We start from the raw sequence: 11,709 nt of genomic DNA, 5'->3' as shown, positions 1-11,709 counted from the left end.
AATCATTCGAGTTGCAGCAAGGCGACAAAAGAGAGAACTCCTAGTCACTTACTAAAGTAAGTGCCTGGGATAAGTGAGAGCAGCCAACGCGGCTGCAGCTTGAAGGATGCAGAGTAAATGCTGATGGAACCTTACAATCCGCCTCTCGATCCCTGGCTGGTTATCCTTTACCAGGATGAGCACATCATGGTGGTTAACAAGCCAAGCGGCCTGCTGTCCGTCCCGGGGCGACTTGAGGAGCACAAAGACAGCGTGATGACGCGCATTCAGCGCGACTTCCCGCTGGCGGAATCGGTCCATCGGCTTGATATGGCAACCAGCGGCGTAATTGTCGTGGCGTTGACCAAGGCGGCAGAGCGGGAGTTAAAGCGTCAGTTCCGCGAACGCGAACCTAAAAAGCAGTACGTAGCTCGCGTTTGGGGCCATCCGCTGCCGGAAGAAGGTTTGGTTGATTTACCGCTGATTTGCGACTGGCCTAACCGGCCAAAGCAAAAGGTCTGTTATGAAACGGGAAAATCTGCCCAGACCGAGTATCAGGTGCTGGACTACGCGGCGGATAATACCGCCCGCGTTCAGCTGAAGCCGATTACCGGGCGATCGCACCAGCTCCGCGTTCACATGCTGGCGCTTGGGCATCCGATTCTCGGTGATCGCTTCTACGCCACGCCGGAGGCGCTGGCAATGGCACCAAGGCTTCAGCTCCATGCCGAGATGCTCACCATCACGCACCCAAACTACGGCACGCCAATGACCTTTAAAGCTCCGGCGGACTTCTAAAGAAAAGCCTCTCATTTGAGAGGCTTTTTTCTATTTAAATCCTTTTGCAGTTTTAATCAGATCGTAAGCGCCCTGAATCTCCTGGGCCTTTTGCTTCGCCATCTGCATCATTTCAGGCGGCAGGCCTTTTGCCACCAGCTTATCTGGGTGATGTTCGCTCATTAACTTGCGGTAAGCACGCTTAATAACCGTGGGCTCATCGCTGCTTTTTACCCCAAGCACCTTGCAGGCATCCTCCAGCGTAGGCCCCCTTTGCTGCTGCGCGAAGCCGCCCTGAGATTGCTGATACTGCCCGCCGCCAAACTGCTGACCGCCCTCCATCATGCGCAGGAACTGGTCGAACTGGCCGCGAGAGATACCCAGCTCTTCGGCTATAACATAAAGCACCTGACGCTCATTCGGATGCAGTGAACCGTCGGCAAACGCGGCCTGGATCTGTATTTCCAGAAACATCCGAATTAAGTCAGAGCGGCCAAAGCAGACGCTTCGCATCTGGCCCATTTTCTCTCTGAGCGGATAGTTATTTTCTTTACCCACTCGAAATGCACGCTGGGCTGCGGCGCGGCCCTCACCGTGAAGCTGCATTCGGTCCATTAGCAAAGAAGCAATTTGAATATCGGCTTCCGTTACCCGACCTTTCGATTTGGTGAGATGGCCCATCACTTCAAAAGTGGTAGAAAAAAAGATCGCCTGACGCTGCTGTTGGTTAGCAAACCAGGCCCCACGACGGCTGCGGGCCTTATCAAACATATGGCCGATAAGAAAACCTATCACCACGCCCCAAAAGCCGCCGCCCGAGATTAAACCCAAAGCAACACCGAGTACTTTTCCCCAATACTGCATATACTCCCCAAATCGTCATGCTGTCGTCTAGAATTTGCTTTATCATACCCGCCATTGATAGCGCTGCCTAACGGCATACTGCTAATGGGCTGGATTAACACTAGCGCTGTGGTGATGAGTAAGTTAGTCTCTGACCGTTTGCCTTCGCTATACCCTGATGACGGAACAACAAATAACACGTATGAAAAAACGTATTCCCACCTTGCTGGCCACCCTGATTGGTTCAGCCCTTTATAGCCAACAAGGTATGGCTGCCGACCTTGCCTCGCAGTGTATGCTGGGTATCCCAAGCTACAATCGTCCATTGGTTAAGGACGACGGCAATAGCCAACCGGTGACAATCCTGGCCGATCACGCCAAAGGTGACTACCCGGACAATGCCGTGTTTACCGGGAATGTTGACGTTCAGCAGGGCAACAGCCGCCTGCAGTCAGACGAAGTTCAGCTTCATCAGAAGCAGGTCGACGGTCAACCCGAGCCTGTCCGTACCGTGGACGCCTTAGGTAATGTGCATTACGACGACAATCAGGTCATCCTGAAAGGTCCGAAAGCATGGTCAAATTTAAACACCAAAGATACTAACGTCTGGAACGGTGATTACCAGATGGTTGGCCGCCAGGGTCGCGGCACCGCGGATCTCATGAAGCAGCGCGGCGACAACCGCTACACGATTCTTGAAAACGGGACTTTTACCTCCTGTCTGCCGGGTTCTAATACCTGGAGTGTGGTCGGTACTGAAGTGATCCAGGATAGACAGGAAGAAGTGGCCGAAATATGGAACGCCCGCTTTAAACTGGGCCCTGTACCGGTCTTCTACAGTCCTTATCTGCAACTTCCTATTGGTGATAAACGCCGTTCAGGTTTCCTGATCCCTAGCGCTAAATACAGCACCAACAACGGTATTGAGTTCTCACTGCCGTATTACTGGAACATTGCGCCAAACTTCGATGCCACTATCACACCTCACTATATTGATAAGCGTGGCGGCATCCAGTGGCAGAACGAATTCCGTTACCTGACTCAGGCAGGTACGGGCCTGATGGAGTTTGACTATCTGCCGTCGGACGACGAATACAAGAACGAGCCTGGTGTTTCATCGGATGAAAAAGATCGCCGCTGGTTGTTCTACTGGAGCCATAGCGGAGTCATGGATCAGGTGTGGCGTTTCAACATTGACTACACCAAGGTTAGCGATTCGCGCTACTTCAACGATTTTACCTCGCAGTACGGTAGCGGTACCGACGGCTACGCCACGCAAAAATTCAGCGTCGGCTATGCGAATCAAAACTTCGATGCCACACTGTCGGCTAAACAGTTTCAGGTCTTTGCCAATCAGCTGAACAGCGGCGCAAGCTCTTACCGCGCTGAGCCACAGCTAGACGTCAACTTCTACCAGAACGACGTTGGCCCATTTGATACTCGTATTTATGGCCAGGCGGTGAAATTCACTAATGTGAATAGCAATATGCCCAATGCGACACGCTTGCACCTTGAGCCTGTCATCAACCTGCCGCTGTCCAACGGCTGGGCAAGTCTGAACACCGAAACCAAGCTGATGATGACCCATTATCAGCAGGACAATCTTGATAAATACAAACAGAATATCAATAGTGCCAGTACCTTAGAAAACACGGTCAACCGCACGTTGCCGCAGTTTAAAGTGGACGGCAAGCTGATTTTCGATCGCGATATTGACTCTGTTGCCGGCTGGACGCAGACCCTGGAGCCACGCGCCCAGTACCTGTACGTGCCGTATCGCAACCAAAGTGCTATCAACAACTACGACTCATCGCTGCTGCAGTCTGACTACAGCGGGCTGTTCCGCGATCGCACCTACGGTGGTCTGGACCGTATTGCCTCCGCCAATCAGGTGACGACCGGCGTAACTTCTCGCGTTTATGATGACGCTTCCGTTGAACGTTTTAACGTGTCCGCGGGTCAAATCTACTATTTCACCCAGTCCCGTACCGGGGATGACAACATCAACTGGGAGAAAGATAAGAAAACCGGATCCATGCTTTGGGCCAGCGACACCTACTGGCGCATGACCGATCGCTGGGGCCTGCGCGGTGGCGTACAGTATGATGCGCGCCTGGGCAGCGTGGCTAACGGTAACGGTGTCATTGAGTACCGCCGTGATGCCGATCGTGTAGCGCAGTTGAGCTATCGTTATGCGAGTCCCGAGTATATTCAGGCAACATTGCCTAGCTACTCGACCTATGAACAGTATAAAGAAGGGATTTCGCAGGTCGGTATGGTCGCCAGTTGGCCAATCGTGGATCGCTGGTCAGTTGTAGGCGCCTACTACTACGATACCAATGCCCGACAGTCCGCTGACTCTATGTTCGCCGTGCAGTACAGCTCTTGCTGTTATGCCATTCGCGTGGGCGTCGAACGTAAAATCAACGGTTGGGAAAATAACCAAAGCAAATACGATAACGTAATCGGCTTTAACATCGAGTTACGTGGCCTGAGTTCCAACTATGGCCTGGGCATCCCGCAGATGTTGCGTTCAAACATTCTGCCGTACCAAAGCTCGATGTAATTCACTTTGACGAATACTCTAAATAATCCGCTTTGCGGCTAAGTAAAATGGAAAAAGTATGAAGAACTGGAGAACGCTGCTTCTTGGTGTCGCACTTGTGGCGAACACGACCTTTGCAGCCCCACAGGTTGTCGACAAAGTAGCTGCCGTAGTCAATAACGGCGTAGTCCTTGAAAGCGATGTTGACGGCTTAATGCAGTCCGTCAAAATGAACTCACGCGACGCGGGGCAGCAGCTTCCGGATGACGCGACGCTTCGCCACCAAATCATTGAACGTCTGATCATGGATCAAATCATCCTGCAGATGGGCCAGAAAATGGGCGTGAAGATCACCGACGATGAGCTCGATCAGGCCATCGCCAACATCGCCAAACAGAACAACATGACGATGGATCAGATGCGCAGCCGTCTGGCCTATGATGGCGTGAATTACAACACCTACCGCAGTCAGATCCGTAAAGAGATGACGATTTCGGAAGTGCGTAACAATGAAGTCCGTCGTCGCGTCTCAATCCTGCCGCAGGAAGTTGATGCCCTGGCACAGCAGGTCGGCAACCAGAACGACAGCAGTACGGAACTGAACCTGAGCCACATCCTGATTGCTCTGCCAGAAAACCCAAGCTCTGCTCAAGTTGATGACGCAGAAAAGCAGGCACGTAACGTTGTCGATCAGGCGCGTAACGGAGCAGACTTCGGCAAGCTCGCTATCAGCTATTCTGCCGACCAGCAGGCGCTGAAAGGTGGCCAGATGGGCTGGGGTCGCATCCAGGAACTGCCTTCTATTTTTGCCCAGGCATTGAGCACGGCGAAGAAGGGCGACATTATCGGCCCTATCCGTTCAGGCGTTGGCTTCCACATTCTGAAAGTTAACGATATGCGTGGCCAGAATCAGAATATTTCTGTGACCGAAGTTCACGCCCGCCATATCCTGCTGAAAACGTCGCCTATCATGAACGATACCCAGGCACGCCAGAAGCTGGAACAGATTGCCGCTGACATTAAGAGCGGGAAAACCACCTTTGCCGCAGCAGCAAAATCGTTCTCTGACGATCCAGGTTCAGCGAACCAGGGTGGCGATCTGGGCTGGGCAGCAACGGATATTTATGATCCTGCTTTCCGCGACGCACTGCAGAAACTGAACAAAGGCCAGATGAGCGCCCCGGTGCACTCTTCCTTCGGCTGGCACCTGATCGAACTGCTGGATACTCGTAAAGTCGACAGAACCGATGCGGCGCAAAAAGACCGTGCCTACCGCATGCTGTTCAACCGCAAGTTCTCAGAAGAAGCGCAAACCTGGATGCAGGAACAGCGCGCCAGCGCTTACGTGAAAATCATAGGCAGCAATGGCTAACATCTTTCGTGTGACCATCACTCCCGGCGAACCCGCCGGGATTGGTCCCGACCTGGTCGTCGCGTTAGCGCAACGCGACTGGCCCGTTGAACTGGTCGTCTGCGCTTCCCCTGAATTGCTACTCGCCAGAGCCTCTCTACTCGGCCTCCCCCTGACGCTCCAGCCTTTCGAACCCGATCAACCGGCAAAACCGCAGGCTGCTGGCACGTTGACCGTGCTCCCCGTCGAGCTTCGCGCACCGGTCGTTCCAGGGCAATTGGATATTCGTAACAGTGCTTACGTCGTCGAGACGCTCGCCCGTGCCTGTGATGGCTGTCTGAGCGGAGAGTTCGCCGCCCTGATTACTGGCCCGGTACACAAAGGCATTATCAACGACGCCGGCATTCCGTTTATTGGGCACACCGAGTTCTTCGAAGAGCGTTCACACAGCGAAAAAGTGGTGATGATGCTGGCCACGGAAGAGCTTCGCGTTGCGCTGGCCACAACTCACCTGCCGCTGAAAGCAATTTCTGACGCCATTACGCCGGATTTACTACGCCAGATTGTCACCATCCTGTATCATGACCTGCAAACCAAATTTGGTATCCCGCAGCCGCATGTTCTGGTTTGCGGTCTCAATCCGCACGCCGGGGAAGGTGGCCATATGGGCACCGAAGAGATAGACACCATTATCCCGGTGTTAAATGAGATGCGTGCTTTAGGGATGCACCTTTCTGGCCCATTACCGGCAGATACGTTATTCCAGCCTAAATACCTCGATAGTGCTGACGCCGTACTGGCGATGTATCACGATCAGGGTCTGCCCGTGTTGAAATACCAGGGCTTCGGCCGCGCGGTAAATATCACGTTGGGGTTACCTTTTATCCGTACCTCGGTTGACCACGGCACGGCTCTTGAGCTGGCAGGCCAGGGGAAAGCCGACGTCGGCAGTTTTATTACGGCGCTTAATCTCGCCATTAAAATGATTGTAAATAGTCAATGAATACTCGAGTCCACCAGGGCCACCTTGCCCGCAAACGTTTTGGACAAAACTTCCTTAATGACCAGTTCGTTATCGACAGTATTGTCTCCGCAATTAACCCACGGCCAGGCCAGGCGATGGTCGAAATTGGCCCGGGCCTCGGCGCACTGACCGAGCCTGTGGGCGAACGCATGGATAAACTGACCGTTATCGAACTGGACCGCGATCTCGCCGCCCGTTTGCAAACGCATCCGTTCCTGGCCCCTAAGCTGACGATTTATCAGCAGGATGCCATGACCATGGATTTCGGCGAGCTTTCGCAGAAAATCGGCCAGCCGTTGCGCGTTTTCGGTAACCTGCCGTATAACATCTCTACGCCGCTGATGTTCCATCTCTTTAGCTATACTGATGCCATTGCGGACATGCACTTCATGCTGCAAAAAGAGGTGGTTAACCGCTTAGTCGCCGGGCCAAACAGCAAAGCGTATGGACGCCTGTCGGTGATGGCGCAGTATTACTGCAACGTCATTCCCGTGCTGGAAGTACCGCCAACTGCGTTTACGCCAGCGCCGAAAGTGGACTCTGCCGTTGTGCGTCTGGTACCACACGCGACTTTACCGCACCCGGTTAAAGATCTGCGTGTGCTGAGCCGTATCACGACAGAAGCATTTAACAAGCGTCGTAAAACGATCCGTAATAGCCTTGGCCATCTGTTTAACGCCGAAGTGCTGGCGGAGCTTGGCGTCGATGCGACACTGCGTGCGGAAAACATTTCCGTTGAGCAGTACTGTAAGCTTGCAAACTATCTGGCTGACAACCCACAGCAGCCTTCGGAGAGCTAAACCATGCTTGATTCGCCCCGCGTATGCGTGCAGGTGCAAAGCGTTTATATTGAGTCGCAATCCTCACCGGATGAAGAACGTTTCGTCTTTGCGTACACAGTCACTATTCGCAATCTGGGGCGAACAGCAGTTCAGCTACTTGGCCGTTACTGGCTAATCACCAACGGTAACGGCCGCGAAACCGAGGTTCAGGGCGAAGGTGTTGTCGGCGAGCAGCCGCACATTGAGCCGGGCAACGACTACCAGTACACAAGCGGAGCGGTTATCGAAACGCCGCTCGGCACCATGCAGGGCCATTATGAAATGGTCGATGCGCAGGGAGAGTCCTTTAGGGTCGAGATCCCGGTTTTCCGTCTGGCCATTCCAACTTTCATTCACTGATACCATGTCTACATATCTGATTGGCGATGTTCACGGCTGCTACGATGAACTGATCGCGTTGCTGCAGCAGGTTAATTTCACCCCTGAAGAAGATACGCTATGGCTGACGGGCGATCTGGTGGCTCGCGGACCTGCTTCTCTGGAAGTGCTGCGCTATGTTCGCAGCCTCGGAGAAAGCGTGCGAGTCGTGCTCGGTAACCACGACCTGCATCTGTTAGCCGTCTTTGCGGGCATCAGCCGAAACAAGCCTAAAGACCGCGTTACGCCGCTGCTGGAAGCGCCTGATGTCGACGAGCTTCTGAACTGGCTTCGCCGCCAGCCGCTCATTCAGGTGGATGAAGAGAAAAAGCTTGTGATGTCACATGCGGGGATCACGCCGCAGTGGGATATCAACACCGCGCTGGCCTGCGCGCGTGATGTCGAAGCCGTTCTCTCCAGCGACAGCTATCCGCTGTTTCTGGATGCAATGTATGGCGACATGCCCAACAACTGGTCCAGCGATCTCTCCGGCCTGGCTCGCCTGCGTTTCATCACTAACTCACTCACCCGCATGCGCTATTGCTTCCCTAATGGCCAACTGGATATGTACTGCAAAGACACGCCGGAAAAAGCGCCCTCGCCGCTGAAGCCCTGGTTTGCGATTCCTGGCCCCGTTACCGCCGAATATTCTGTGGCCTTTGGTCACTGGGCCTCGCTGGAAGGGAAAGGCACGCCGGAAGGGATCTATGCGCTGGACACGGGTTGCTGCTGGGGAGGAGAACTGACCTGCCTGCGCTGGGAAGATAAAACCTGGTTCGTACAGCCTTCAAATCGCCAGCAGGATAGCGATGAAGGTCCGGCGGCCGTCGCTTCATAAAAGCTAACCCTCTCTCTGATGAGAGAGGGTTAAAACTTAGCGACGTTCGAGAATTTCGAAGCAGTAGCCGTGGGAGTTATTCTCGTCGGCATCGTGGAATTCGCTGAAGGTTGACTGCCACTCATCCGGATCGTAATCCGGGAAATGCGTGTCCCCTTCCACTTCCGCATCAATATGAGTCAGGTACAAGCGCTGCGCCTTGGGCAGGAACTGCTCGTATACGCGTCCCCCGCCAATGACCATGATTTCTTCGGCATCACCGCAGGCTTTGATAGCCTCTTCCACCGATTTCACCCACTCAACGCGATCGTCATTTCCAGCTTTGCTGCTGATCACGATATTTTTACGTCCCGGCAGCGGGCGACCAATAGACTCCCAAGTCAGGCGCCCCATAACAACAGGTTTATTTAGCGTGTTGCGCTTGAACCAGGCCAGGTCGGCCGGTAAATCCCATGGCATGGCGTTTTCCATGCCGATAACGCGATCCACCGCTAAAGCAGCAATCAGACTGATCATTTAAATAACCTAAGGATGATGAAAAAAATTGCCGCCACTATACGGAAAGCGCAATCTTTCGTCGACAGGGGGCAAGGCGCGTAACGAGAATTTTTTTTATTCTGCGCCACCCTGGACGCCTAAATAATCAACTGCGGGATATGGAACAAGGGGTTAGCGTTAACCCCCGTTCACTATAAGGAAAAGTAAATATTTTTCAGCAAGTTCACTCCGCTGGCCGCACCGGGGGCTCATCGGAAAGCTTACCGCTGTGAAGCCCTTCTTTTGTTCCCTGCCAGCCATCACGTTGAATAACGTGCAGGTGAGCACGATCCTCGTTAATCACCTCTGTCAGCATCGCGCTATTACGCTTAAAGACATCGGCGCGCTCGGCAGTCTTGTCATCCGTCGGCACCATTTCTTCAAGCATTTGCAGGTTAAAGCGGCGGAAGTGGTCCGCCCGTTCACGTGCTTCGTATTTGCCGACGCCCAATCCCTCCAGCGCGCGGCGGCCAATCTTCAACGAGCTTTCGAACGTTTCACGTTCCGGCATCTCGACGCCCGCCTGACGCAGGCGGATGTAGTGATTAATATCGCGCGCACGGGCAAGGATCTGCAGATGCGGGAAGTGCTCCTTCGCCAGTTCAGTGAGCTGCATGCTGGCTTCAGGATCGTCAATGGCGTTAATCAGCACTTCAGCCCCTGCGGCCCCGGCTGACTCAAGCAGGTCAACGCGGGTGGCGTCCCCGTAAAAGACCTTGGTGCCAAATTTTCGCAGCGTCTCTATATGGTCAGGATCGTGATCCAGAATGACCACATTCACTCCGCTGCTCAGTAACAGACGACCGGCAATCTGCCCAAAGCGCCCAAAGCCCGCGATGATAACCCGGGGTTGCTCTTCATCGATTTCGTCGGCCTCTCCGGCCTGCTCGCTGCCCGTTTTCTCGAGCCTGTTCAGCAACACCAGCAACAGAGGCGTGGCCGCCATTGATAGCGCCACGGCAAGCGTCAGCGACTTCGACCAGTCATCGTCAAGCACCTGCGCCATATGCGCCGCGCCGAAGATAACGAAGGCAAACTCACTTCCCTGCCCCAGCAAAACGGCAAACCAGCGGCGCTGCTTACGCGGCACTTTTAAAGGCTTAGCGACCAGCCAAAGCATCAGCGTTTTGATGGCCAGGAAACCGACCAGCAACATGAGAATACGCAGCGGGTTTTCGAGCAAGGTTCCAAAATCGATAGACATCCCCACGCCGATAAAGAACAGCCCCAGCAGCAAGCCCTTGAACGGCTCGATATCGCTTTCCAGCGCATGACGATATTCAGAGCTGGCTAACAGCACCCCGGCAAGAAATGCTCCCATTGCCATCGACAGTCCGGCCTCTTCAAGCAGCAGGCCAAAGCCGAACACCAGGAATAGCGCCACGGCGCTGAACACTTCACGTAACCCTGAGCGCGCCACAAATCGCAGCACCGGCCGGGTGACATAACGCCCAAGCAACACAACCAGAGCAAGCGCCGCCACCACCTTGAGCGCGGAGATCAAGAACGTTGCAAAGGTCATTGTGCCGCCGCTGCTCGCCAGCAGCGGGATCATAGCCACCAGAGGAATCGCCGCAATATCCTGGAACAGCAGCACGGCAAACGCGCTGCGTCCCATCGGCGTCACGGTCAGGTTACGTTCGTTCATCGCCTGCATGGCAATCGCGGTTGATGAGAGCGCCAGCGTCAGGCCAATAAGCAATGCGATTTTCCAGTCGAGCCCCATCACAATACAGAAAGCGCCCAGCGCCAGCCCACAGGCTGCCATCTGCAGAAAACCGCCGCCAAACACCGAGGCGCGTAACGTCCATAGCCGCTGCGGATCGAGTTCCAGCCCGATAACAAAAAGCATCAGCACCACGCCTATTTCAGCAAAGTGCAGAATTGTTTCGGCGTCGGTAACCAGCCCCATCCCCCACGGGCCGATAATACAGCCGGCAATCAGGTAGCCCAGAACAGAACCCAATCCGAGCCGCACGGCAATAGGCACGATCAGCGCCGCCGAACCGAGATAAATCAATGCCTGAATTAAGCTATGGCTATCCACGGTGAGCCTCCTGCCAGTCAATTAAGCGTTGCTTATAGTCATCCGCCTGGCGGGCAAGCGTAAATTCATCGCAAACAAAGGTGAAATGAATCGCGAAGGCAGGAAGCCACTGCATTCCGCAGTAGAGCGCCGTGGCCTGAAGGGGCTGGGCAAGAACCTCAAATCCAGGGTGATCGCCCAGTTCGAAATGTTTTTCGCTGCCGCCGGTTGTGACGGCCCACATCACTTCTTTACCATGCAGTGCATTCCCGCCTTTGCCGTATGCCCAGCCGTGCGAGAGCACTTTATCTATCCACAATTTCATCAGCGGCGGCATGCTGTACCACTGCATGGGATGCTGCCAGATAACCAAATCAGCGCGGCTTAACGCCTGCTGCTCAGCGGCAATATCGATATTGAAGTCGGGATAAAGTTCGTAAAGGGAGCGAATCTCTACCCCTGGGAGCGCTTTGGCTCGCTCGAGCATTTGCCGGTTGGCATGGGAATGCTGGGGATAGGGATGCGCATAAATTATAAGAATCATTGTTAAGCCTGTCTTCACTACTGCCTTTAATGACAGTGAGTTTAGT

General features: G+C 54.1%; 11 protein-coding genes. 7 read left to right on the top strand and 4 right to left on the bottom strand.

What is annotated here, in order from left to right; translation table 11 throughout:
* Positions 1-117: 117 nt before the first annotated feature.
* Entirely contained in the window at positions 118-777 is a 660-nt protein-coding gene (gene rluA, locus CNE01S_RS03745) for a bifunctional tRNA pseudouridine(32) synthase/23S rRNA pseudouridine(746) synthase RluA (protein WP_061273575.1), read from the top strand.
* A 30-nt stretch (positions 778-807) separates the two neighbouring features.
* Here rluA and djlA read toward each other — a convergent pair whose 3' ends face one another.
* Complete coding sequence (gene djlA, locus CNE01S_RS03740) at positions 808-1,620, bottom strand: co-chaperone DjlA (RefSeq protein ID WP_061273573.1); 813 nt, start codon at positions 1,618-1,620, stop codon at positions 808-810.
* 181 nt (positions 1,621-1,801) lie between these two features.
* Between djlA and lptD the strand changes: the two genes are divergently transcribed.
* From lptD to apaH, 6 genes are read left to right on the top strand one after another with little or no spacing between them, the layout of a single operon-like run.
* Positions 1,802-4,165: an LPS assembly protein LptD gene (lptD, locus tag CNE01S_RS03735; protein ID WP_061273571.1), complete on the top strand. Its 2,364-nt coding sequence runs from the start codon at positions 1,802-1,804 to the stop codon at positions 4,163-4,165.
* 58 nt (positions 4,166-4,223) lie between these two features.
* On the top strand, positions 4,224-5,516 hold the full coding sequence (gene surA / locus CNE01S_RS03730) for a peptidylprolyl isomerase SurA (RefSeq protein WP_008461725.1): 1,293 nt from the start codon (positions 4,224-4,226) through the stop codon (positions 5,514-5,516).
* Complete coding sequence (pdxA, locus tag CNE01S_RS03725; protein ID WP_061273569.1) at positions 5,509-6,498, top strand: 4-hydroxythreonine-4-phosphate dehydrogenase PdxA; 990 nt, start codon at positions 5,509-5,511, stop codon at positions 6,496-6,498. The genes surA and pdxA overlap by 8 nt, the downstream gene beginning before the upstream one ends.
* A complete protein-coding gene (gene rsmA, locus CNE01S_RS03720; RefSeq protein ID WP_061273567.1) occupies positions 6,495-7,319 on the top strand; it encodes a 16S rRNA (adenine(1518)-N(6)/adenine(1519)-N(6))-dimethyltransferase RsmA in 825 nt (274 codons plus the stop codon). The genes pdxA and rsmA overlap by 4 nt, the downstream gene beginning before the upstream one ends.
* 3 nt (positions 7,320-7,322) lie before the next feature.
* On the top strand, positions 7,323-7,700 hold the full coding sequence (gene apaG / locus CNE01S_RS03715) for a Co2+/Mg2+ efflux facilitator ApaG/CorD (RefSeq protein ID WP_061273565.1): 378 nt from the start codon (positions 7,323-7,325) through the stop codon (positions 7,698-7,700).
* 4 nt (positions 7,701-7,704) lie between these two features.
* Positions 7,705-8,556, top strand: a complete 852-nt coding sequence (apaH, locus tag CNE01S_RS03710; RefSeq protein WP_061273564.1) for a bis(5'-nucleosyl)-tetraphosphatase (symmetrical) ApaH — start codon at positions 7,705-7,707, stop codon at positions 8,554-8,556.
* A 36-nt stretch (positions 8,557-8,592) separates the two neighbouring features.
* Here the strand turns inward: apaH and folA are convergent, their stop codons facing one another.
* The 3 genes from folA to kefF form a co-directional block, all read right to left on the bottom strand.
* Entirely contained in the window at positions 8,593-9,072 is a 480-nt protein-coding gene (folA, locus tag CNE01S_RS03705) for a type 3 dihydrofolate reductase (RefSeq protein WP_061273562.1), read from the bottom strand.
* 205 nt (positions 9,073-9,277) lie between these two features.
* Positions 9,278-11,140 carry a glutathione-regulated potassium-efflux system protein KefC gene (gene kefC, locus CNE01S_RS03700; protein ID WP_061273560.1) on the bottom strand — a complete coding sequence of 621 codons (1,863 nt, stop codon included), beginning with the start codon at positions 11,138-11,140 and terminating at the stop codon, positions 9,278-9,280.
* Complete coding sequence (kefF, locus tag CNE01S_RS03695) at positions 11,133-11,663, bottom strand: glutathione-regulated potassium-efflux system oxidoreductase KefF (RefSeq protein ID WP_061273558.1); 531 nt, start codon at positions 11,661-11,663, stop codon at positions 11,133-11,135. Before kefF ends, kefC begins: the two co-directional genes overlap by 8 nt.
* Positions 11,664-11,709 lie beyond the last annotated feature (46 nt).

The sequence above is a fragment of the Cedecea neteri NBRC 105707 = ATCC 33855 genome, from assembly GCF_001571265.1.
Taxonomy (GTDB): domain Bacteria; phylum Pseudomonadota; class Gammaproteobacteria; order Enterobacterales; family Enterobacteriaceae; genus Cedecea; species Cedecea neteri.
The sequence above is the reverse complement of the archived record's forward strand: the minus strand, read 5'-3'. Positions and strand labels throughout refer to the sequence as shown.